This window comes from Bradyrhizobium sp. HKCCYLRH3059 (assembly GCF_051168035.1).
In the GTDB taxonomy this organism is placed as follows: Bacteria; Pseudomonadota; Alphaproteobacteria; order Rhizobiales; family Xanthobacteraceae; genus Bradyrhizobium.
Genome location: NZ_JBNPUF010000006.1, coordinates 159,408 through 182,720 on the forward strand (window position 1 = coordinate 159,408; position 23,313 = coordinate 182,720).

Sequence of the window (23,313 nt, forward strand, 5' to 3'; positions counted from 1 at the left end):
ACAGTCACGATCCGGCGCGGCGTTCGCGCCGGATCTCAACGCGCGGGATAGGAGAGCATTGGCACATGGCTGAGCCGGTCTATCGTCGCGTCGTGGTCAAGCTGTCCGGCGAATATCTCGCGGGCCCTCATTCCTTCGGCATCGACCAGCCGACCGTCGATCGCATCGCCGATGACCTCATCGCGGCCCAGAAGCTCGGCGTCGAGATCGCAGTCGTGGTCGGCGGCGGCAACATGGTGCGCGGCGTCGAGGTTTCGTCGCAGGGCGTGTCGCGTCCGACCGGCGACACCATGGGCATGCTCGCCACCGTCATGAACTGCCTGGCGCTGGAAGCCGCCATCCAGCGCAAGGGCACCCCGGCGCAGGCGCTCTCGGCTTTCGTCATGCCGGAGGTGTGCGAGCTGTTCACGCGCGCTGCGGCGCACAAGTCGCTGGCCGAAGGACGCATCGTCGTGCTCGGGGGCGGCACCGGCAATCCCTATTTCACGACCGATACCACAGCGGTCTTGCGGGCGGCCGAGATCGGTGCCCAGGCCGTGCTCAAGGCCACCAATGTCGACGGGGTCTATAGCGCCGATCCCAAGAAGGATCCGGCCGCCAAGCGCTTCGACCGGCTGACCCATTCGCAGGCCATCGAGGGCGGCTACAAGGTCATGGACGCGACCGCATTCGCCCTTGCCCGGGAAACGTTGCTGCCTATCATTGTGTTCTCCATTGCCGAACCGGGCTCGATCGGCGCGATGCTGCAGGGCGAAGGGCGCGGCACCATCGTCGCGGGGTGAGCCGCGGCACCGTCGGCCGCCGGTGTTGGACCGATCCCGAGCCTGCGGTAGAAGCGTAAGCGAGACAGGAATTCATCCGGGAGTCGCCCGAGTCCGGCCGCAGGCATTTCAAGGCCTGGCAGAGCCGGCCGCAACGCTCCGGATTGCAGAAAGGAAAGCGTGATGAGCACGGGCAATTTCGACCTCAACGAACTGAAGCGCCGCATGCAGGGCGCGACCCAGGCGCTGAAGCACGAGCTCGGCGGCCTGCGCACCGGCCGCGCCTCGGCATCGATGGTGGAGCCGGTCCAGGTCGAGGCCTATGGCTCGCACATGCCACTCAACCAGCTCGCGACCGTCTCCGTGCCCGAGCCGCGCCTGCTCTCGGTGCAGGTCTGGGACCGCTCCATGGTCAAGGCCGTCGAGAAGGCGATCGTCGATTCCAACCTCGGCCTGTCGCCGGCGACCGAAGGCCAGGTGATCCGGCTGCGCATTCCCGAGCTCAACCAGGAGCGGCGCAAGGAGCTGGTCAAGGTCGCGCATAAATATGCGGAAGCTGCCCGTGTCGCCGTCCGCCATGTCCGCCGCGACGGTCTCGATACCCTCAAGAAGCTCGAGAAGAATCACGAGATGTCCGAGGACGATCAGGAGCGCCTCGCTGCCGATGTGCAGAAGGCGACCGACAGCGTGATCTCGGAGATCGACCAGCTGCTGGCGGCGAAGGAAAAGGAAATCCTCACCGTCTGAAGGATGCGCTTGATGTCCAATGCCGCGGCCCCGATGACGGAGGCGCCGGACCGGTCCGACGGACCGGCCCATGTTGCCATCATCATGGATGGCAACGGCCGCTGGGCTGCGGCCCGCGGGCTGCCGCGCGCGGAAGGGCATCGCCGTGGCGTCGAGGCGTTGCGCCGCGTGGTGCGCGCCTCGCATGAGCTCGGCATTCGCTATCTCACCATCTTCTCGTTCTCGTCCGAGAACTGGTCGCGTCCGGCCAGCGAGATCGGCGACCTGTTTGGGCTGCTCCGCCGCTTCATCCGCAACGATCTCGCGACCCTGCATCGCGACGGCGTGCGTGTCAGGGTGATCGGCGAGCGCGACGGGCTCGAGCCCGACATCTGCGCGCTCCTCAGCGAGGCCGAGGAACTGACCCGGGGCAACACGAAGCTGACGCTCGTGGTCGCCTTCAACTACGGCTCGCGCCAGGAGATCGCGCGCGCGGCGCAGCGTCTGGCCAGCGAGGTCGCCGAGGGCCGGCGCGATCCGGCTTCGATCGATGCCGATGCGATCGGCGCTCATCTCGATGCGCCCGATATTCCAGATCCCGATCTCATCATCCGCACCAGCGGCGAGCAGCGGCTGTCCAACTTCCTGATGTGGCAGGCGGCCTATAGCGAGCTGGTGTTCGTGCCGATCCATTGGCCCGACTTCGACAAGGCCGCGCTGGAGGGCGCGATCGCCGAGTTCGGCCGGCGTGAACGCCGCTTCGGCGGTCTCGTGGCGAAAACCGCCTCGTGACCAAACGGGATACCGCTGCCGTGAGAGACGCCGCCAACGCCGCGCAGCGCAATGATCCCGCGCCGCCGAAAAAGGCTGCAACCAGCAATCTGGTGATGCGGGTTGCCGCGGCGCTGGTGCTGGTGCCGCTGGCGCTCGGCGCCGCCTATGCCGGCGGCGTATTCTGGACCGCACTGGTCACGGTGGTCGCGGTCGGCCTGTATCTCGAATGGCTGATGGTGGTGGGCGAGGTTCGCACGGCCAGCGTCGGCACGGCCGGCGCACTGGCCATCGGCGTTGCCGGCCTTTGCTGCGCCTATGGCCTGATCGACTTCGCCGTCGTCGTGCTTGGGCTCGGCCTGGTCGCCGTCACTGCGCTCGCTGCGGGACGTCGCGCCTGGGTGGCCGCCGGCTTCGCCTACGCGTCGGCCGCCGAGCTCGGCTCGGTGCTGGTGCGCTTCGATGCCGCCGAGGGATGGCATGCGCTGGTGCTGGTGTTTCTGGTCGTATGGGCCAGCGACATCGGCGGCTACGTGGCGGGCCGCAGCATCGGCGGGCCGAAGCTCGCGCCGCGGATCAGCCCGAACAAGACCTGGGCCGGCGCCGTCGGCGGCTTCGCCGCCAGCCTCGTCGCCGCGGCCGCCTGGTCGATGGCCGGCGCCGGCGGCCTGATGGCGATGCTTATGCTCGCCGCGGCGCTGTCGGTGGTCTCGCAGCTCGGCGACCTGCTCGAATCTGCGGTGAAGCGGCAGTTCGGGGTCAAGGACTCCAGTCACATCATTCCCGGCCATGGCGGTCTGTTGGATCGCCTGGACGGCTATGTCGCGGCGATCGTCGTCGCCGCGTTGCTCGGTTTGCTGCGCGGCGGCCTCGATGGCGTCGGCCGCGGTCTTCTGGTTTGGTGACCGGCAGCGCGGCTGGCCGGTCGAGATTGTTTGGTGAGAACATGAGCGCAGTGCCATTGCGGAACAACAAGGCCGGTCTCGCGGAGGTGCGCAGCGTCACCGTGCTCGGCGCCACCGGCTCGATCGGCGATTCGACCATGGACCTCGTGCGCGGCGCGCCGGAGCGCTACCGCGTCGAGGCGCTGACCGGCAACAGCAACGTCCAGGGCCTGGTGAAGCTGGCCCGGGAGTTCAACCCGCGCTTCGTGGCGGTGGCCGATCCGGCCGGCCTCGACGAGCTGCGCGACGCGCTGGCGGGCACCGGGATCGAATGCGGGGCAGGGGAGAGCGCCATCATCGAGGCGGCAGCCCGTCCCGCCGACTGGGTCATGGCCGCCGTCTCCGGCGCCGCCGGCCTCAAGCCGGCGCTCGCCGCGGTGGACCGCGGCGCGACCGTGGCGCTCGCCAACAAGGAATGCCTGGTCTGTGCCGGCGATTTCTTCATGGAGCGGGCCGCGCGGGCTGGCGCCTGCATCCTGCCGGCCGATTCGGAGCACAACGCGCTGTTCCAGGCGCTGTCCTCGGGCAATCGCGAGGAACTGGTGCGGGTGATCATCACCGCCTCGGGCGGCCCGTTCCGCACCTGGGCGCCGGCCGATATCGAGCAGGCGACCTTGGCCCAGGCGCTGAAACATCCGAACTGGAGCATGGGCCAGAAGATCACGATCGATTCGGCCTCGATGATGAACAAGGGCCTCGAGGTGATCGAGGCGTCCTACCTGTTCGCGCTGTCGCCCGACGAGATCGACGTCCTGGTGCATCCGCAGTCGATCGTCCACGGCATGGTCGAGTTCTCCGACCGTTCGGTGGTGGCGCAGCTCGGCGCGCCGGACATGAGGATTCCGATCGCCCATTGCCTGGGCTGGCCGGAGCGCATCAAGGGGCCGTCGGCCCGGCTCGATCTCGCCAAGATCGGCACGCTGACCTTCGAGGCCCCGGACTTCGAGCGGTTCCCCGGTCTGCGGCTGGCGTACGATTCGCTGCGCACCGGGCGCGGCGCGACGACGGTGTTCAACGCGGCCAACGAGGTCGCCGTCGCGGCCTTCATCGCTGGTCACATCCGGTTCGGTGCGATCGCCCGGCTGGTCGAGGCGACCCTCGAGGACTGGACGCGTTCGGGTAATCTGGCACCGTTGACCTCGGCGGACGACGCCATCGCCATTGACCATGACGCGCGAAAAAGGGCCTCCGGCCTCTTGCCTCAAATCGCCGCAAAAGCATCTTAAAGGGTTGGACGGGCCACCGGCCCATCGGGAAGGTCATCGATGTCGGAATTTTTCCACCATATCTTCAATACGTTGAGCCACGGCCTTCTCGGCTACATCGTCCCGTTCCTGTTCGTGCTGACGATCGTGGTGTTTTTCCACGAACTCGGCCATTTCCTGATCGCACGCTGGGCCGGCGTGAAGGTGTTGACGTTTTCGCTCGGATTTGGCCCAGAACTGATCGGTTTCAACGACCGCCACAACACCCGCTGGAAGATCTCGGCGATCCCGCTCGGCGGCTACGTGAAGTTCTTCGGCGACGAATCCGAGGCCTCGACGCCTTCGGCCGAGGCGCTCGCCAAGATGACGGCCGAGGAGCGGGCCGACAGCTTCCACCACAAGACCGTCGGTCAGCGCGCTGCGATCGTCGCGGCCGGCCCGATCGCCAATTTCATCCTCGCGGTCATCATCTTCGCCGGCATGGCGCTGTATTTCGGCAAGCCGAACACGACCCCGCGGGTCGATGCCGTCCAGCCGGACAGCGTCGCGGCCCAGGCCGGCTTCAAGGACGGTGACGTCGTCGCCGCCATCGACGGCCGGGCGATCGAGACCTTCGCCGACATGCAGCGCGTCGTCTCGGTCAGCGCCGGCACCGAATTGTCCTTCCTGATCAAGCGGGACGGCACGGAACTCACCCTGAAGGCGACGCCGGCGCTCAAGGAGGTCAAGGACCTGTTCGGCAACAGCCACCGGATCGGCGTGCTCGGCATCCAGTACAACGCCAAGCCGGACGAATCGCGGTCGATCCCCGTTGGGTTCCTCGAGTCGATCAAGATCGGTTTCGAGCAGGTCTGGTTCATCATCTCCACGACCTTCAAGTTCATCGCCTCGCTGTTCGCGGGCGCCGGAAGCGCTGGCGACGTCGGCGGTCCGATCCGAATCGCACAACTCTCGGGACAGGCAGCCAGCCTCGGCTTCCAGTTCGTTGTGCAACTGTGCGCGACGCTGTCGGTCTCGATCGGGCTCCTGAACCTGTTCCCGGTTCCGCTGCTCGATGGCGGACACCTGTTGTTCTATGGGGTCGAGGCCGTCCGCGGCCGGCCGCTGTCGGAGCGGGCGCAGGAGATGGGGTTCCGAATCGGCCTCGGGCTGGTCCTCATGCTGATGGTCTTTGCAACCTATAACGATATCCTTCACCTCGCCGGGTCCTGAGCGCGGCTTTTTTACGACGTGGCCGTTGGGCAACGTTTTGAAACGAATTTGAAAATTCAGAGAGATCCGGCGTTTGCCGCCGGGTCCAAATTGGCTACAAGCGAACGACAAATGGGAATCTGTCGGGTTCGTAGGGGTACGGAACCGGCAACGGAATATAAGGGCGCGTAGCGCATGAAGTTCGGATTGCGGGTGCGGGGGGGCTTGGCGGCCGCCTTTATCATGTTCGCCGGCCCGGTGGCTTTGCCGCTGGCGAGCGTGGTTCTTTCGTCGCCAGCTGCGGCTCAGACGGTCAACTCGATCGAAGTGGTCGGTAACCGCCGCGTCGAGCTGGAGACCATCCGCTCGTACTTCAAGCCGGGCCCCGGCGGGACGCTCGACGCCGGCCGGGTCGATGACGGCCTCAAGGCGCTGATCGAGACCGGCCTGTTCTCCGACGTGAAGATCAACCGCCAGGGCGGGCGCCTGATCGTCACGGTCGTCGAGAACCCGGTGATCGGCCGCGTCGCGTTCGAGGGCAACAAGAAGGTCAAGGACGAGCAGCTCCAGGCGGAAGTGCAGTCGAAGCCGCGCGGCACGCTGTCGCGCCCGATGGTGCAGTCCGACGCCCAGCGCATCGCGGAGATCTATCGCCGCTCGGGCCGTTACGACGTGCGCGTCACGCCGGAAATGATCGAGCAGCCGAACAACCGCGTCGACCTGATCTTCACGATCGAGGAAGGCGCGAAGACCGGCGTGAAGTCGATCGAGTTCGTCGGCAACAACGCCTTCTCGTCCTATCGCCTCAAGGACGTCATCAAGACCCGCGAGACCAACCTCCTGAGCTTCCTCGGCTCGGGCGACGTCTACGATCCGGACCGTGTCGAGGCCGACCGCGACCTGATTCGCCGCTTCTACCTGAAGAACGGCTATGCCGACGTGCAGGTCGTGGCTGCGCTCAGCGAGTACGATCCGGAGCGCAAGGGCTTCCTCGTGACCTTCAAGATCGAGGAAGGCCAGCAGTACCGGGTCGGTTCGGTCGACTTCCAGTCGTCGATCGCGACGCTCGACGCCACCACGCTGCGCGGATATTCGCGCGTCAGCGTCGGCTCGCTCTACAACGTCGAGAACATCGAGAAGTCGGTCGAGGAGATGCAGATCGAGGCCTCGCGGCGCGGCTACGCGTTCGCGGTGGTCCGTCCGCGCGGCGATCGCAACTTCGAGGCTCATACGGTGTCGGTCGTGTTCGCCATCGACGAGGGCCCGCGCACCTATATCGAGCGCATCAACATCCGCGGCAACACCCGCACCCGTGACTACGTCATTCGCCGCGAGTTCGACATCTCCGAGGGCGACGCCTACAACCGCGCCCTGGTGGACCGTGCCGAGCGCCGCCTGAAGAACCTCGACTTCTTCAAGGACGTGAAGATCGTCACCGAGCCGGGCTCTTCGAGCGACCGCGTGGTCCTGAACGTCAACCTGGAAGAGAAGTCGACCGGTGACTTCTCGATCTCCGGCGGTTATTCGACCACGGACGGTGCGCTCGCCGAGGTCTCGATCTCCGAGCGCAACTTCCTCGGCCGCGGCCTGTTCGCCAAGGCGTCGGTGACCTACGGCCAGTTCGCCCGCGGCTACTCGCTGTCGTTCGTCGAGCCCTATCTGCTCGACTACCGGGTCGCGCTGGGCCTCGACCTGTACCAGCGCCAGCAGCTCGCCAACAACTTCATCTCCTACGGCACCAAGACGCTCGGCTTCAGCCCGCGCCTCGGCTTCCAGTTGCGTGAAGACCTGTCGCTGCAACTGCGCTACTCGATCTACCGCCAGGAGATCTCGCTGCCGGCGACGCTGTCGGACTGTAACAACGTCGCGGCCGGCACCCTGATCGGCAACCGCTTCGTGCCGTTCAATCCGACGCCGGCGTTCATCAATGCCAATGGTCTCGCCGATCCGAACGGCGGTCTCGGCTGCTTTGCCAATGGCGAGGCCTCGCTGCCGGTCCGCCAGGAGCTGGCGAACGGCGCGACGCTGACCTCGGCGCTCGGTTACACGCTGAACTACAACACGCTCGACAACAACAAGAACCCGACCGACGGCCTGCTGGTCGACTTCAAGCAGGACTTCGCGGGTGTCGGCGGCGACGTGTCGTACCTGAAGACCGCGTTCGATGCGAAGTACTTCACCCCGCTGGTGTCGGACATCGTCAGCATCGTCCACCTCCAGGGCGGCATCCTGAACAAGATCGGCAATACGCAGCTGCGCATGCTCGATCACTTCCAGATGGGTCCAAACCTGGTTCGCGGCTTCGCTCCGAACGGCATTGGTCCGCGCGATATCAATCCGTTCGGCACGCAGGACGCGCTGGGCGGCACCAAGTACTGGGGCGCTTCGCTCGAACTGCAGATGCCGTTCTGGTTCCTGCCCAAGGAGACGGGCCTGAAGGGGGCCGTCTACGCCGACGCTGGCGGCCTGTGGGGCTATCAGGGTCCGACGTCCTGGGCTGCGACGGGCGAGGTTAATACCCCCGGCTGCATCAAGCCGACGCGCAACCCGAACAACGCCGGCACCTGCCTTGGTCTGCAGTTCGATGACCAGAACAAGGTCCGGACCTCGGTCGGCGTGGGTCTGGTGTGGGCGTCGCCGTTCGGTCCGCTGCGCTTCGACTACGCGATCCCGCTCACCAAGGGTCAGTTCGACCGGACGCAGGAATTCCGGTTCGGCGGCGGTACCTCGTTCTGAGCCTGGGCCGATCGAATCCGGGTTGGCATCGACCAACCTCGCCGGTGTAAGAAATGGGAGCTCGGTTCCGGGACACCGGAGCCGGGCTCTGACTTTTTGTCTTGAGAGTACGACGGAATGGCCCAGCCGACCTTCTTCCAATCGCCGCCGCCCACGACCCTGGCGGCGATCGCCGCCGCCGCCAAGGCCACCCTGGTCGACCCATCCCGCGGCGAGCAGGTCGTCAAGGGACTGGCGTCGCTCGACGAGGCCGGCCCGATGCATCTGGCGTTCTTCGACAACCTCAGATACGCAGGCCAGCTCGCCGGGACCAAAGCGGGCGCCTGCCTGGTCAGTCCGCGATTCGAGGCGCGCGTGCCGTCCCACGTCGCAGTGCTTCGCGCCAATCAGCCGTTCCGCGCCTTCGTGCAGCTCGCGCGCGAGTTCCATGCCGACGCACTGCGGCCGCAGCCCTGGTTCGGCGACGATGGAATCTCGCCTCAAGCCATCATCGATCCCACCGCGCGGCTGGAGGACGGCGTCATCGTCGAGCCGCTGGCGGTGATCGGCGCCCATGTCGAGATCGGCTCGGGGACGATCGTTGGTGCGGGTGCCGTGATCGGTCCCCACGTCAAGATCGGTCGCGACTGCAATGTCGGCGCCCGCACCGTCATCCAGTGCGCGCTGATCGGCAACGACGTCCTGATCCATCCTGGCTGCAGCATCGGCCAGGATGGCTACGGCTTCATCTTCTTCGGCGCGGATGGGCACACCAAGGTGCCGCAGACCGGGCGGGTGCTGATCCAGAACCATGTCGAGGTCGGCGCCGGCACGACGATCGACCGTGGCAGCCTGCGCGACACGGTGATCGGCGAGGGCACCAAGATCGACAACCAGGTGCAGATTGGCCACAATGTCACAATCGGACGGCATTGCCTGCTGGCGGCCCAGATCGGGCTGGCAGGAAGTCTCACGATCGGCGACAACGTCGCGCTCGGGGCGAAGGTTGGTATCAACAATCACCTGACGATCGGCGATGGTGCGCAGGTGACGGCGATGAGCGGCGTCAAGGACGACATTCCGCCGAACGGCCGGTGGGGCGGTTTCTTCGCCAAGCCGACCAAGCAGTGGTTCCGCGAGATCGTTGCGGTGGAACGGCTGGTGCGAGATTCGACCGCGACGAACAGGGACGAGGGACGGGAGTGATGGAGGAGTCACCCATCAGGTTTGCGGACGTCGACATCAACGAGATTCTCAAGACGCTGCCGCACCGTTATCCATTTCTCCTGATCGACCGCGTGAAGAACATCCGGGCCGACTACAGCGGCATCGGCGTCAAGAACGTCTCGATCGGCGAGCCCTGCTTCCAGGGGCACTTTCCGGAGCGGCCGGTCTATCCGGGCGTGCTGATGATCGAGGGCATGGCCCAGACCGCCGGCGTGATCGGCATCAAGTCGGTCGAGGGCACGGAAAAGCCGCGCGCGGTGTATTTCCTCACCATCGACAAGTGCAAGTTCCGCAAGCCGGTGCTGCCCGGCCAGACCATCGAGTATCACATGCGCTCGATCGGCCGGCGCAAGACGATGTGGTGGTTCCACGGCGATGCCAAGGTCGACGGCGTCGTCGTCGCCGAGGCCGATGTCGGCGCGATGCTGACCGACTGACGGGCTGGTAGAAAGTTGATTGCGTCGAAATGAGCAAGATTGATCCCACCGCACGCGTCGAGGATGGCGCCGTCATCGGTGAGGGGACCGTGATCGGTCCTTACTGCATCGTCGGCCCCAACGTCGTGATCGGGGCCAACTGCAAGCTGATCAGCCACGTCCAGATCATGGGCCACACCACGCTCGGCGATGACAACGTGATCTCGCCCTTCGTCGTGCTCGGCGGCGCGCCGCAGGATCTCAGCTATCGCGGCGAGCCGCATCGGCTCGAGATCGGCTCCGGCTGCACCTTCCGTGAAGGCGTGACGATGAACATCGGCACCACGAAAGGCGGCGGCCTGACCAAGGTCGGCAATGCCGGGTTCTTCATGAACAATGCCCATGTCGCCCACGATTGCGTTGTCGGCGACAACGTGATCTTCGCGACCTCGGCGACACTTGGCGGCCATGTCGAGGTCGGTGATTCCGTCTACATCGGCGGTCTGTCCGCGGTGCATCAGTTCACCCGCATCGGCCATGGCGTGATGGTCGGCGGCGTCTGCGGCGTACGCGGCGATATCATTCCGTATGGCCTCGCCAACGGCCAGTATGCCGCGCTCGAAGGTCTCAACGTCATTGGCATGAAGCGCCGCAAGTTCACACGCGAGCGCCTCGCCACGGTGCGTGCCTTCTATCAAAAGCTTTTCCATGGCCCCGGCGTGTTCGCCGATCGCCTCGCGGCGGTGCGGCCGCTGGCCGGCGAGGATCCCGCCATTGCCGAGATCCTCGCCTTCATCGATGGCGGCCGACATCGCGCCTTGTGCCTGCCCGAGATCGGCAGGCCGGCCATCGAGCCGTAGCGCCATGGCGACGCCGGCCGCCGTGACCTCTCCGCCGATCGGCATGATCGCCGCGGGCGGGGTGCTGCCTTTCGCGGTCGCCGATGCCATCGTCGCGCGCGGCCAGACGCCGGTGCTGTTCGCCTTGAAGGGCATCTGCGATCCAAAGCCGCTGGCGCGCTTCCGTCATCACTGGATCGGCCTCGGCCAACTCGGCAATGCCCTGAAGCTCCTGAAGGCCGAGGGCGTTCGCGATCTCATGTTCATCGGCAATCTCGTTCGTCCGGCCGTGTCGGAGATCCGCTTCGACTGGGGCACGCTGCGCGAGCTGCCCTACATCTGGTCGGCCTTTCGCGGCGGTGACGATCATCTGCTGTCCGGCGTCGGCCGCATCTTCGAGCGTCACGGCTTTCACATGATCGGCGTCAAGGACGTCGCCCCCAATCTGCTCGTGCCCGAAGGGCGGCTGACGCGGAGCGGGCCCAACGATCTGGTGACTGGCGACATCGCCAAAGGAATGTCCGTGCTCCGCGCCATGGCGCCGTTCGATGTCGGGCAGGCCGTGGTCGTGATCGACGGCCACGTCGTTGCGCTCGAGGACATCGAGGGCACCGACGGGCTGCTGGCCCGCGTGGCGCGGCTGCGCGCCGATCGCCGCATTCGTGCTGCTGCCGGGCGCGGCGTGCTGGTGAAGGCGCCCAAGGCTGGCCAGGACCTGCGTTACGACCTGCCGACCATCGGTCCGCGAACCATCGAGGGACTTTCGGCCGCGGGTCTCGCCGGAGTCGCCGTCGCTGCCGCCTATACTCTGCTCGCCGATCCCCAGGAGACAGTGGCTGCCGCCGATCGGGCAGGCGTGTTCATCACGGGTGTCACGGCGTGACGCCCCGGCCTCCGGCAGGCCCGGCCATGCGCAGGATCTGCTTGGTCGCGACCGAAGAGTCCGGTGATCGCCTCGGCGCCAGCCTGATGAAGGTGCTGCGCCAGCGGCTCGGCGACGGCGTCGAATTCTCCGGCGTCGGCGGCCGCGGCATGACACGCGAGGGGCTCGCCTCGCTGTTTCCGATCGAGGAGCTCTCGATCGTCGGCTTCGCGGCGGTGCTGAAGCAGCTGCCCAAGATCCTCCGCCTGATCCGCGGCACCGTCGATGCGATCGTTGCGGACCAGCCCGACGTGCTCGTCATCATCGACAGTCCCGATTTCACCCAGCGCGTGGCGAAGCGGGTTCACGCGCGCGATCCCGAGATTCCGATCGTGAACTACGTGGCACCGACCGTATGGGCGTGGCGCCCGGGCCGGGCACGCGCGATGCGCGGCTACGTCGATCACGTGCTGGGCTTGCTGCCGTTCGAGCCGGAGGCGTTCCGAAGGCTCAATGGTCCGCCCTGTACCTATGTCGGCCATCCCCTGATCGAGCAGCTCGCCAACCTGCGGCCCAATGCGGCAGAGCAGGCGCGCCGAGATGCCGCCCCTCCCGTTCTGCTGGTGCTTCCTGGCAGCCGGCGCAGCGAGGTCGCTCGCCACATCGCCGTGTTCGGCGAGACATTGGCGCGGCTGCGCGCCCAAAACCTGGCCTTCGAAGCCGTGCTGCCCACCACGCCGCATCTCGAAGCCGCGGTGCGGGCTGGAGTCGCAAACTGGCCGCTCGTTCCGGAGATCATCACGGGCGAGGCCGAGAAGCGGGCAGCCTTCAGGCGCGCGCGCGCCGCGCTCGCCAAGTCCGGCACGGTGACCCTGGAGCTCGCGCTGTCCGGCGTGCCGATGGTGACGGCGTATCGCGTCGGCGAGATCGAGGCGTTCATTCTCCGGCGAGTCGTCAACGTGCAATCGGTCATTCTCGCCAATCTCGTGATCGGCGAGAACGTCATTCCGGAATTCCTTCAGGAAGCCTGCACGGCCGACAATCTCGCGCCCGTTCTCGCCGATCTCCTGGGCGACGGTCCGATACGTTCGCGCCAGGTCGAAGCGTTCGATCGCCTCGACGCGATCATGTCCACGGGCGCGGCCTCGCCAAGCGTGCGCGCGGCCGACATCGTGCTGGCAACGATGCGCAACGGACGGCGCTGATCAGGCCTGAAGCGGCATCTTGAATTCGAAGGTCGCTCTGTCGCCGGTCGACGTGGCCTGGAGCGTGCCGCCATGCGCTCGCGCAATCTCAGAGGCGATGTAGAGTCCGAGCCCGAGACCATGCTGGCTCGGACGCTCGCCACGCATGTAGGGCTTGAACAGATTCTGCATCGCCTTGTCCGAGATCGGCGGTCCGTGATTGGTGACGGCGAGCACGAAAGAGCCTTCGCTCGTTGTTGCGGAGACCTGGATCGGCTTGTCCTTGTCGCCGTAGGAGATGGCGTTGCCGAGCAGGTTCGAGAACAATTGCCCGATCTTGCTGCGGTCGCATTTGACCGGCTCCGCGATGTTGATCCGGGTCTCGATCTCGTGATCGGGCCAGGTCAGCCGGATCTCGGAGATGACCTGCTCGATCACCGGCGCCAGCGGTTGCCGCGCGTCGGGCTTGATCGTCAGGCCGCCGCCGAGGCGCCCCCGGGCGAAATCCATGATGTTGTCGACCAGTCCGGCCATGCGCATGACTGATTTCTGAATCATGGAAATGATCTCAGGCGCTCTGGCGCTGTCCTGACTGCGGAGCAGCACGCGCATTCCGGCGTCGATCGAAGCCAGTGGATTGCGGAGGTCATGGCCGAGAACGCCGATGAATTGCTCTCTCAGCTCGGCGGTCCGGCGCTCGTCGAGCAGGTCAGCCTGGGTGATCTTCAGCCGTTCCTCGGTCGAAAACCTGCGCTTCTCGCTGAGGCCGAGGCTGGCCTGACTGAGCGCGAAGCGCTGATGAAGCTCCAGCTGGGCGGCGATCAGCTCCCCGAACAGCTGAAACGTGCTGACGATTTCGGGCCGGTCGAGCTCGCGCGGCGCTGGATCGATCGCGCACAGGGTGCCCCAGACGGTCCCGTCGGACAGGGTGATCGGAGCTGAGATGTAGCTGCGAAAGCCGTAGAGCTTTGGCGTCGGGTGATCGCGAAACAGGCGATCCGTCTCGACGTCCCCGATGACGACGGCTTCGCCTCGCTCCCGGACCTCGCTGCAGATCGTCGTCTTGACGCGCAGCTCGCCGCCCTTCTTCAGGCCGAAATTGATGTCGTCGCGAACCGCGCAACAGACCCATCGATCCGAGGTCACGCGCGCGACCGCAACGAATCCCATCCCGGTGATCCTGCTCACCGAGTCCAGAATTTTGGGAACGGCGCCGAGCTGCTGGACAGCGTCGACGTCCGGGTTGGAATTGGGCGTCATCGTATGCTCGAGCTGGTCCCCGATCCAGGATGCAAGCCGGATCATCAACTTGCACCGTTCAACGCACGGAGCGTCGGAACGTTCGCCGGAACCAAATGATCGTGGTGCGATTGAATCGGATTGGACAGGAGACGCCGTGTCCCGCGTTCTGCGCACAAGAAAAACAGTTCTGGTCGTTGAGGACGAGGGTCTCATCCGTGCCAATGCCGTCGATATGATCAGAGACCTCGGTTTCGAGGTCATCGAGGCCGTTGACGCCGATCAGGCCATTTCCCTTCTCGAACGCTGTGAACGCATATCGGTCGTTTTCACGGATATCCAAATGCCCGGTTCGATGGACGGCCTGCGGCTGGTCGCCGTCATCCGGGACCGCTGGCCCCCGGTCGCGCTCCTGGTGACGTCAGGTCAGGTGACCCCTTCGGAATTGCCGTCCGGCGCGCGCTTCCTTGCCAAGCCATACGGGGCCGAGCAGCTCAGGTCTCATCTCGAGGCGCTGGCCTGATGCACTCCCGGCCGATGCCGCGAGTCAGAAAGGTGCGACCTCACAAACGAAACGGCGCCGTCGGGATCGACGGCGCCGTTCGAAAGCGGAATTGCGCTGCGCTCAGCCGCGCTTGTCCATCTCGACATAGTTGCGCGTCGCGACGCCGGTGTAGAGCTGGCGCGGACGGCCGATCTTCTGTTGCGGATCCTCGATCATCTCGCTCCACTGGCTGATCCATCCGACGGTGCGGGCGACGGCGAACAGCACGGTGAACATCGACACCGGGAAGCCCATCGCCTTCAGGGTGATGCCCGAGTAGAAGTCGACGTTCGGATAGAGCTTGCGCTCGATGAAGTACTGATCGCTGAGCGCGATCTTCTCGAGCTCCATCGCGACCTTGAGCATCTGATCGTCGGCGTGGCCCGTCTCCTTGAGCACCGCGTGACACATCTTCTGCATGATCTTGGCGCGCGGGTCGTAGTTCTTGTAGACGCGATGGCCGAAGCCCATCAGGCGCACGTCGCTGTTCTTGTCCTTCACCTTGGCGATGAAGTCCGGAATCTTGTCGACGCTGCCGATCTCGGCCAGCATGTTCAGCGCCGCCTCGTTGGCGCCACCATGCGCCGGACCCCACAGGCAGGCGATGCCGGCGGCGATGCACGCGAACGGGTTGGCGCCCGACGAGCCGGCGATGCGCACCGTCGAGGTCGAGGCGTTCTGCTCGTGATCGGCGTGCAGGATGAAGATCTTGTCGAGCGCGTCGGCGAGAACCGGGTTCGGCTTGTACTCCTCGCACGGCACCGCGAAGCACATGTGCAGGAAGTTCTCGGCGAACGAGAGCGAGTTCTTCGGATAAACGAAAGGCTGGCCGATGGTGTATTTGTAGGCCATCGCCGCCAGGGTCGGAATCTTCGCGATCATCCGCATCGACGCGATCATGCGCTGCTTCGGATCGTTGATGTCGGTGGAGTCGTGGTAGAACGCGGCGAGTGCGCCGACCGAAGCGACCATGACCGCCATCGGATGCGCGTCGCGGCGGAAGCCGTGGAAGAAGCGCGACATCTGCTCATGCACCATCGTGTGGTGGGTCACGCGATAGTCGAAATCCTGCTTCTGGGCCTTGGTGGGAAGCTCCCCGTACAGCAGCAGATAGCAGGTCTCCAGGAAGTCGCCCTTCTCGGCGAGCTGCTCGATCGGATATCCGCGGTATTCCAGGACGCCGGCGTCGCCGTCGATATAGGTGATCTTGGACTGGCAGCTGCCGGTCGAGGTGAAGCCGGGATCATAGGTGAACATCCCGGTCTGGGCGTAGAGCTTGCCGATGTCGATGACGTCGGGACCCACGGTGCCGCTCAGGATCGGAAGATCGAAATTCTTGTTGCCGACGGTGAGGGTCGCGGTCTTGCTTGCGGATTTTGCGTCCATCGTTTGTCCCCGATGAGATCGTTAGGCTTGGCCCTTGTTCTTTTTGAGAGATGGCAGGGCAGGTGGACTTTATCCAGTGCGGTGGCTTTGACATTCGCGTCACTGTCGCTGCCAACAGCTTAAGCGAGGGTCAAATCCGAAACCGTACTGGAATCTTATACTTACTAGTGTCCTTCGGCCCTAACATCCGTCAACGAGCCCGCCGCAACGTGTGAAGGATGTTCGAGCCGGGAAAACCAGTGGGTGCCGCGCAAATGCGTATCGTATTGCCCTGTGCGCTGCAAGATGGGGGACCATGAGACCTTATGAGGTGGTCTGGTCCTCCAGACGGCCCAAGGATTCATCACGCCCCAGGATCGCCAGAACGTCGAAAATACCGGGTGAGGTGGTTCGGCCGGTGAGCGCCGCGCGCAGCGGCTGCGCCACCGCGCCCAGCTTGAGATTGTTGGCTTCAGCAAACGCACGCAGCGCGGCTTCCGTGGCCGGTCCGCTCCAGGACTCGACAGCGGCCAGCGCGTCACGCAGCCGGCCGATCAAGGCGCGGCTGTCCGGCGTCAGCAGGGCCGCGGCCTTGGCGTCGATCGGAAGCGGCCGGTCGGCAAAGATGAAGGCGGCGCCGTCGATCAGCTCCAAGAGCGTCTTGGCGCGCTCCTTCAGGCTCGGCATCGCCAAAGTGAGCTGCGCGCGCGTGGCGTCGTTGAGCTTGGCCTTGAGAGCCGCGCCGTTCGGCACGTAATTCAGCACGTCCTCGAACTGGCGCACCAGCGCCGCATCGTCGCTGTGGCGGATGTAGTGGCCGTTGAGATTTTCCAGCTTGGCAAAGTCGAACCGCGCCGCCGAGCGGCCGATCGCCGGCAGGTCGAACGCCTTGATCATCTCCTCGGTGGAGAAGATCTCCTGGTCGCCATGGCTCCAGCCGAGCCGCACCAGGTAATTGCGCAGTGCCGACGGCAGATATCCCATCGCACGGTAGGCGTCGACGCCGAGCGCACCGTGGCGCTTCGACAGCTTCGAGCCGTCGGGCCCGTGAATCAGCGGGATGTGCGACATCGACGGCACCGTCCAGCCGAGCGCATCGTAGATCTGCTTCTGGCGCGCGGCGTTGATCAGATGGTCGTCGCCGCGGATGACGTGGGTGACGCCCATGTCGTGGTCGTCGACGACGACCGCCAGCATGTAGGTCGGATTGCCATCGCCTCGCAGCAGCACGAGGTCGTCGAGGTTCTCGTTCTGCCAGACCACGCGGCCCTGAACCTGATCCTCGATCACGGTCTCGCCGGTCAGCGGCGCGCGCAGCCGGATCGTCGGCTTGACGCCTTCGGGCGCCTCCTTGGGATCGCGGTCGCGCCACATGCCGTCGTAGAGCCGGGTGCGGCCTTCCGCGCGCGCCTTCTCGCGCATCGCGGCCAGCTCCTCGGCGGTGGCATAGCAGCGATACGCCATGCCGCTGGCGAGCAGTTGCTCGGCGACCTCGCGATGGCGCGCGGCGCGGCTATATTGGTAGATGACCTCGCCGTCCCAATCGAGCTCGAGCCATTTCAGGCCGTCGAGGATGGCGTCGATCGCCGCACTGGTCGAGCGCTCGCGGTCGGTGTCCTCGATCCTGAGCAGCATCTTGCCGCCGCGGCCGCGCGCATACAGCCAGTTGAACAGGGCCGTCCGGGCGCCTCCGATGTGGAGAAAGCCGGTCGGGGAGGGGGCAAAGCGCGTGACGATCGGGGTGGTCATGGGCGGCAGCACGAAATCCAGGCAGGGGCTCAAGAGGGCGGGGGGTGTATAGCAGGCCTATCGCATAACTAAAGCCTTCCTTGGGGGAAGCGGATTTGGCAGATAGGCTGCCAAATTCCGGAGCAGGATATTCTTGATGACCACGACGACAGACACGGCGGCGACGGCAGAGGCAGGGCGCGACTTCATCCGCGACATCGTCCAGGCCGATCTCGACAGCGGCAGGCACAAGACGGTCGTCACCCGGTTCCCTCCGGAGCCGAACGGCTACCTGCATATCGGCCATGCCAAGTCGATCGGCCTCAACTTCGGCATTGCCCAGGAGTTCGGCGGCCGCTGCAATCTGCGCTTCGACGACACCAATCCGACCAAGGAAGAGCAGGAATATATCGATTCCATCCAGGCCGACGTGCGCTGGCTCGGCTATGACTGGGGCGACAACCTGTTCTTCGCGTCGGATTACTTCGAACGCCTCTACGACTGGGCCGAGGGCCTGATCAAGGCCGGCTTGGCCTATGTCGACGACCAGTCTCAGGAAGACATTCGGCTGTCGCGCGGCACGCTGACCGAGCCCGGCAGGAACAGCCCGTTCCGCGACCGTTCGGTCGAGGAGAATCTCGACCTGTTCCGGCGCATGAAGGCCGGCGAATTCCCGAACGGCGCGCGCGTGCTGCGCGCCAAGATCGACATGGCCGCCGGCAACATCAACCTGCGCGACCCCGTGCTGTACCGGATCCTGCACGCCCACCACCCGCGCACCGGCGACGCCTGGAAGATCTATCCGAGCTATGACTACGCGCACGGGCAGTCCGACGCGATCGAGGGCGTGACGCACTCGATCTGCACGCTCGAGTTCGAGGATCACCGGCCCCTCTACGACTGGTTCCTTGACAAGCTGCCGGTGCCGTCGCATCCGCACCAGTACGAGTTCGCGCGCCTCAATCTCACCTATACTCTGCTATCCAAGCGCGTGCTGACGCGGCTGGTGCAGGACGGCCATGTCTCCGGCTGGAACGATCCCCGCATGCCGACCATCGCCGGCCTGAAGCGGCGCGGCGTGCCGCCGGCGGCGGTGCGCGAGTTCATCAAACGCATCGGCATCGCCAAGGCGAACAGCATCGTCGACGTCGGCATGCTCGAATTCTGCATCCGCGAGGAGCTGAATCGCACGGCGCTGCGCCGGATGGCGGTGCTGCGGCCGCTGAAGGTGGTGATCGAGAACTATCCGGAAGGCCAGGTCGAGGAGCTCGAGGCGATCAACCATCCCGACGATCCCGCAGCCGGCACGCGCAGGATCGCGTTCGGCCGCGAGCTCTATATCGAGCAGGACGACTTCATGGAGAATCCGCCGAAGAAGTTCTTCCGTCTGTCGCCGGGCAACGAGGTGCGGCTGCGCTACGCCTATTTCATCAAGTGCCGCGACGTCATCAAGAACGACGCCGGCGAGATCGTCGAGCTGCGCTGTACCTATGATCCGGCGACCAAGGGCGGCAACGCGCCTGATGGCCGCAAGGTCAAGGCGACGATGCACTGGCTGCCCGCTGCACAGTCGCTGACCGCCGAGATCCGCCTCTACAACCAGCTGTTCGCCAATCCGAGCCCCAATGCGGCCGACTTCACCGCCGATCTCAATCCCAACTCGCTCGAGGTCCTGACCGACGCGCGCATCGAGCCGGCGATCGCCGAGAGCAATTCCGACGCGCCGATGCAGTTCGAGCGCCAGGGCTACTTCGTGCGCGATCCGGATTCGACACCCGACAAGCTCGTGTTCAACCGCACCATCGGCCTGCGCGACACCTTCGCCAAGGAAGTCGCGAAGGGGTGAGGCAAGCGGAGACCGCGGGACGCGTGTGGCTCAGCTGATCGCGTCCTGCCCGGCCTCGGTCAGCGTCGGCACGCCGTCGGTGAGTTCGACGAGGCCGCGCTCGGTGAGCAGCGAAAGATCTTCGTCGGCGACAGGGGACAGCGTCAGCCGGTGGGCCTTGATGTCCCGGAGAGTCCAGCGCAGGTGGATCGCCTTCTCGAGCGCGAGGTCGGCGAAGGGGTCTTCAGGGTCGTGGGCGTCCATCCCCTGAAAAGCACGTGCGGCGCAAAAAGTTCCCCCGCAGCGGCCGTGCAGATTTCCAGGATTCCCGTTCCGTTCTGCTAGGCGCGCTCGCGCAGCTTCCGGTAGCCTTTCCGCCCGTCGGGTAACGGGTGGTGTGGGGGCAATGGCGGAGCCGGTCAGGCCGCCGGGAGGGCGTCGCGGGATCGCGGGCGTGATGGCCGATGTCTGGCCGCCGCGCGGCGCGCTGGCCGGCGGCTGGCCCGCGATCGGGGCCGGTGCGTCGTCGGTGTTCGCCGCCCGCCTGAAGAGCTGGGCGGCCGAGGAGGCCGGGGCGGGCCGGCTGCTACCCTGGGTGCCGGTGGCGTTCGGGGCCGGCATCGCGCTGTACTTCACCGCCGATCACGAGCCCGTGCTCTGGATTGCCGCCACCACCGCGGCGCTGCTCGGCATCGTCGCCATCATGATGCGGCGGCATCGGCTGTTTCCGGTTGCCGTGATGATCGCGGCGGCGGCGTGCGGCTTCGCCGCGGCGACCGTCAAGACCGCGCGCGTCGCGCATCCGGTGCTGGCGCGGCCGTTGTATTCGGTGGCGCTGTCCGGCTTCGTCGAGGCGCGCGACATCCGCGAGCGCAGCGACCGCATCGTGCTGCGGGTGACGTCGATGGAGAGCCCGCGCAACGCCGTCACCATCGCGCGTGTCAGGCTCGCGGTGCGCAAGGGCGCGGCGCCCGAGGTCGGCAGCTTCGTGCAGCTCAAGGCGCGGCTGCTGCCGCCGATGGCCCCGGTGCGGCCGGGATCCTACGACTTCGCGCGCGACATGTTCTTCCAGGGCATCGGCGCCTCCGGCTTCGTGATGGGCGCGATCACGACGGCGACGCCGCCGCAGGCCGCCGGCTTCGGCCTGGGCTATGCGGCGGCCATGCAGGGTCTGCGCGATGCGATCGACGCACGCATCCGCGGCCGCCTGTCGGGCGACGAGCGCGCCATCGCCACCGCGCTGCTGACCGGCCGGCGCGACGCCATCACGCCCGATGTCAACGACGCGATGTTCGTCTCCGGTCTCGGCCATGTGCTGTCGATCTCCGGCTATCACATGGCGGTCGTCGCCGGCGTCGTGTTCTTCGCCGTGCGCGCGCTGCTGGCGCTGATCCCCGGCCTCACCATCAGCCATCCGATCAAGAAATGGGCGGCGGCCGCGGCGCTGGTCGCGGCGGCGTTCTATCTGTTGCTCTCAGGCGCGGAGGTCGCGACCCAAAGGTCGTTCTTCATGACGGCCGTCGTGCTGATCGCGGTCATGGTCGACCGCCGCGCCGTCACCTTCCGCACGCTCGCGGTCGCGGCGATGATCGTGCTGGTGGCGGCCCCGGAAGCGCTCGTGCATCCGAGCTTCCAGATGTCGTTCGCGGCAACGCTCGGCCTGGTCGCGCTGGTGCAGTTCGGCCTGCCCAGACTGTTCGCGACGCCGGACAGCTCGGCCACCCAGCGCATCGCGCTGTGGGGCGGCCGCGAGCTTGCGATGCTGTTGCTGGCCTCGCTGATCGCGGGGCTCGCCACCACGCCCTATGCCGCCTTCCATTTCCATCGCGTCACGCCCTATGGCGTGCTCGCCAATCTCGCAGCGATGCCGGTCGTCTCGGCGCTGGTGATGCCGGCCGGCCTGATGGGCCTCGTGGCGGCGCCGTTCGGGCTCGACGGTCCCTGGTGGACGCTGATGGGCCTCGGCATCGACTGGATGATCGCGGTGACGCGCTGGGTGGCGGCGCTGCCCGGCGCGGTCGGGCGCATCCCGGCCTTCGGCATCGGTCCACTGATCCTGGCCAGCCTCGGTGTCATCCTGATCGGCCTGCTGCGCACACCGCTGCGCTGGTCGGGCGCCGTGGGGCTCGTGGTGGCCACCGTGTGGGCCGCCGCGACGCCGCTGCCCGACGTGCTGATCGCCGGCGATGGGCGCGCGGTGGCGGTGCGCGGCCGTGACGGGCGTCTGCATGCGATGCGCATCGGCAAGGACGTGTTCGCCACCAAGGAGTGGCTCGCGGCCGACGCCGATGCCCGGCTGCCGGCGGATTCATCGCTCACCGATGGCGTCTCCTGCGACGAGGCGGGCTGCGTGGTCGCAATGGCCGACGGCCGATTCGCCGCCCTGACCCTGCGCGCCGAGGCGCTCGCCGATGATTGCGCCCGCGTCGCGCTCATCGTCACCGCGCGCGCCGCGCCGTCATCCTGCGCGGCGGCCGTCATCGATCGCGGGCGGCTGCGGCAGCAGGGCGCCTTGATGCTGGTGCAGCGGGGCAGGAGCTTCGCCGTCACGCCGGCGCGCGCCGGCGGCACCGACCGCCCATGGTGGCCGGCGCCCGCCGAGGCCGGCGAGTTCGACACGACGCTGACGCCGCGCGCGCCGGCCGTGCGGCCTCAGGACGCGACGCCGCCGGAGACGGAGCAGGGCGAGGAAGACTGAGTGCCGGGCAGCTCGAACGTGCCGAGATGATACTCGGTGTCGCCAGGTCCATGTTGCCAAGTCCATCGAACAGCGAGGGGCTTTCGGCCAGCGTGAACGCAGCGCGCGGATAGCGTTGCCAGATGGCGATGTCGTCAGCCGTGACTGTCAGCCATCCGAACACAAGCATATTGCAGCCGGGCTCGGTGATCCCGGCGGCCTTGTTCCAATCGATCTTGTTGACCACGGCGGCAGGCTCCCCCGGCACATCATGCCGGCCGAGGGATGTCGTTCCTATTCGATGCGATGCCGGGGCGTGAGGTTCGCCTGAGAGGACTTTGCGCTTGCAGAACCCAAATCTCCCACGGTCGAAAGCTCGCTCACGACCGAGAGAAATGCCGATGCGGAGACCCCTCAGGTGATGCTGATGCGGCGAATCGGTGTGGCCTGCGAAGGCGGCACGTCCTCGGCGATGTCCGGGCGTCGCTCCGCCGGCTGCTTGCTGACCGGCAATTGCAGCACGGTGACGCGCTGGCCCTCGCAGAGCTGGGTCACCAGCACGTGGCGGCCATCGGCGAATTCGATCGCGTCGTGATGGCGATCGGGAATGTGAGTCTCGATGCTGTTGAACTTTGCGACGCGCTCGCGGATCGTCCGGGTCCAGAGCCAGCGGCTGTCGTAGCGGACGTCCTCGGCGAAGGCCAACTCGGTGCCGGGCAGCATGCAAACTGCGACGGTCGGCTCGCTCTCCAGCGCGAAGCCGCGGGTGGCGGTGCCACGGAAGGTCATCGAGATCAACGTCTCGCCGACCTTGGCGGGACGGGACGCAACCGCATGGAGGCTGTAGTCACACATCGGATCGCTCCTCGTTGAGAGATAGCCGACCCACGCTCCCCCCGGACAGGCGCAGGCCTCTATCAGAGTGGACATCGATGGTGATGTTAGCGCGCGCTTCGCGGCAATTCTGCGCTGATCTGCATCGCGTGTGCCCGCGGCCGATCACAAGCGTTTGAGCATGCCGCGCTGCACATCATGAGGTGCATTCGCGCGTGACGTATTTTGCTGGGCAGCCTCCGATCGGCGGCGAAAGCGCG

20 protein-coding genes are annotated in these 23,313 nt (G+C 66.2%); 15 read left to right on the forward strand and 5 right to left on the reverse strand.

Annotated elements, in window-relative coordinates:
- Nucleotides 1-65: 65 nt before the first annotated feature.
- The 12 genes from pyrH (at nt 66) to lpxB (ending at nt 12,862) form a co-directional block, all read left to right on the forward strand.
- Nucleotides 66-782, forward strand: coding sequence for a UMP kinase (gene pyrH, locus ACQR13_RS19890; protein WP_315750906.1), 717 nt, complete (start codon nt 66-68; stop codon nt 780-782).
- Between the two features lie 162 nt (nt 783-944).
- Entirely contained in the window at nt 945-1,508 is a 564-nt protein-coding gene (gene frr, locus ACQR13_RS19895; protein ID WP_315711599.1) for a ribosome recycling factor, read from the forward strand.
- Nucleotides 1,509-1,520: 12 nt separating this feature from the next.
- The gene (locus tag ACQR13_RS19900) at nt 1,521-2,279 is read left to right on the forward strand and encodes an isoprenyl transferase (protein ID WP_315750907.1); all 759 of its coding nucleotides are present in this window, start codon (nt 1,521-1,523) and stop codon (nt 2,277-2,279) included.
- Entirely contained in the window at nt 2,276-3,163 is an 888-nt protein-coding gene (locus tag ACQR13_RS19905) for a phosphatidate cytidylyltransferase (protein ID WP_315750908.1), read from the forward strand. Before ACQR13_RS19900 ends, ACQR13_RS19905 begins: the two co-directional genes overlap by 4 nt.
- Nucleotides 3,164-3,204: 41 nt before the next feature.
- On the forward strand, nt 3,205-4,428 hold the full coding sequence (gene dxr, locus ACQR13_RS19910; protein ID WP_315711602.1) for a 1-deoxy-D-xylulose-5-phosphate reductoisomerase: 1,224 nt from the start codon (nt 3,205-3,207) through the stop codon (nt 4,426-4,428).
- A gap of 39 nt (nt 4,429-4,467) precedes the next feature.
- Nucleotides 4,468-5,619 (forward strand): RIP metalloprotease RseP, encoded by a 1,152-nt coding sequence (rseP, locus tag ACQR13_RS19915; protein ID WP_315750909.1) that lies wholly within the window; start codon nt 4,468-4,470, stop codon nt 5,617-5,619.
- 174 nt (nt 5,620-5,793) lie between these two features.
- A complete protein-coding gene (gene bamA, locus ACQR13_RS19920) occupies nt 5,794-8,334 on the forward strand; it encodes an outer membrane protein assembly factor BamA (RefSeq protein WP_315711604.1) in 2,541 nt (846 codons plus the stop codon).
- 117 nt (nt 8,335-8,451) lie between these two features.
- Complete coding sequence (gene lpxD / locus ACQR13_RS19925) at nt 8,452-9,519, forward strand: UDP-3-O-(3-hydroxymyristoyl)glucosamine N-acyltransferase (protein ID WP_315711605.1); 1,068 nt, start codon at nt 8,452-8,454, stop codon at nt 9,517-9,519.
- A complete protein-coding gene (gene fabZ, locus ACQR13_RS19930; protein WP_284418776.1) occupies nt 9,519-9,977 on the forward strand; it encodes a 3-hydroxyacyl-ACP dehydratase FabZ in 459 nt (152 codons plus the stop codon). The genes lpxD and fabZ overlap by 1 nt, the downstream gene beginning before the upstream one ends.
- Nucleotides 9,978-10,006: 29 nt before the next feature.
- Nucleotides 10,007-10,816, forward strand: a complete 810-nt coding sequence (gene lpxA / locus ACQR13_RS19935; RefSeq protein ID WP_315711606.1) for an acyl-ACP--UDP-N-acetylglucosamine O-acyltransferase — start codon at nt 10,007-10,009, stop codon at nt 10,814-10,816.
- A 4-nt stretch (nt 10,817-10,820) separates the two neighbouring features.
- Nucleotides 10,821-11,678 (forward strand): LpxI family protein, encoded by an 858-nt coding sequence (locus ACQR13_RS19940; protein WP_315750910.1) that lies wholly within the window; start codon nt 10,821-10,823, stop codon nt 11,676-11,678.
- 26 nt (nt 11,679-11,704) lie between these two features.
- Nucleotides 11,705-12,862, forward strand: a complete 1,158-nt coding sequence (gene lpxB / locus ACQR13_RS19945; RefSeq protein ID WP_315750911.1) for a lipid-A-disaccharide synthase — start codon at nt 11,705-11,707, stop codon at nt 12,860-12,862.
- Here lpxB and ACQR13_RS19950 read toward each other — a convergent pair whose 3' ends face one another.
- Complete coding sequence (locus tag ACQR13_RS19950; RefSeq protein WP_434863127.1) at nt 12,863-14,101, reverse strand: GAF domain-containing sensor histidine kinase; 1,239 nt, start codon at nt 14,099-14,101, stop codon at nt 12,863-12,865.
- Between the two features lie 136 nt (nt 14,102-14,237).
- Between ACQR13_RS19950 and ACQR13_RS19955 the strand changes: the two genes are divergently transcribed.
- The gene (locus ACQR13_RS19955; RefSeq protein ID WP_316188245.1) at nt 14,238-14,603 is read left to right on the forward strand and encodes a response regulator; all 366 of its coding nucleotides are present in this window, start codon (nt 14,238-14,240) and stop codon (nt 14,601-14,603) included.
- Nucleotides 14,604-14,705: 102 nt separating this feature from the next.
- Here the strand turns inward: ACQR13_RS19955 and gltA are convergent, their stop codons facing one another.
- Nucleotides 14,706-16,010 carry a citrate synthase gene (gltA, locus tag ACQR13_RS19960; RefSeq protein WP_434863128.1) on the reverse strand — a complete coding sequence of 435 codons (1,305 nt, stop codon included), beginning with the start codon at nt 16,008-16,010 and terminating at the stop codon, nt 14,706-14,708.
- A 303-nt stretch (nt 16,011-16,313) separates the two neighbouring features.
- On the reverse strand, nt 16,314-17,738 hold the full coding sequence (gene gltX, locus ACQR13_RS19965) for a glutamate--tRNA ligase (RefSeq protein ID WP_434863129.1): 1,425 nt from the start codon (nt 17,736-17,738) through the stop codon (nt 16,314-16,316).
- Nucleotides 17,739-17,874: 136 nt separating this feature from the next.
- On the opposite strand from gltX, the gene ACQR13_RS19970 reads away from it, so the two are divergent.
- On the forward strand, nt 17,875-19,563 hold the full coding sequence (locus tag ACQR13_RS19970; RefSeq protein ID WP_315750914.1) for a glutamine--tRNA ligase/YqeY domain fusion protein: 1,689 nt from the start codon (nt 17,875-17,877) through the stop codon (nt 19,561-19,563).
- 30 nt (nt 19,564-19,593) lie between these two features.
- Here the strand turns inward: ACQR13_RS19970 and ACQR13_RS19975 are convergent, their stop codons facing one another.
- A complete protein-coding gene (locus tag ACQR13_RS19975; protein ID WP_315711615.1) occupies nt 19,594-19,806 on the reverse strand; it encodes a hypothetical protein in 213 nt (70 codons plus the stop codon).
- A 142-nt stretch (nt 19,807-19,948) separates the two neighbouring features.
- Here ACQR13_RS19975 and ACQR13_RS19980 point away from each other — a divergent pair, with 142 nt between their 5' ends.
- Nucleotides 19,949-22,240 carry a ComEC/Rec2 family competence protein gene (locus ACQR13_RS19980; RefSeq protein ID WP_315750915.1) on the forward strand — a complete coding sequence of 764 codons (2,292 nt, stop codon included), beginning with the start codon at nt 19,949-19,951 and terminating at the stop codon, nt 22,238-22,240.
- Between the two features lie 393 nt (nt 22,241-22,633).
- Here ACQR13_RS19980 and ACQR13_RS19985 read toward each other — a convergent pair whose 3' ends face one another.
- The gene (locus tag ACQR13_RS19985; protein WP_315711618.1) at nt 22,634-23,074 is read right to left on the reverse strand and encodes a hypothetical protein; all 441 of its coding nucleotides are present in this window, start codon (nt 23,072-23,074) and stop codon (nt 22,634-22,636) included.
- Nucleotides 23,075-23,313 lie beyond the last annotated feature (239 nt).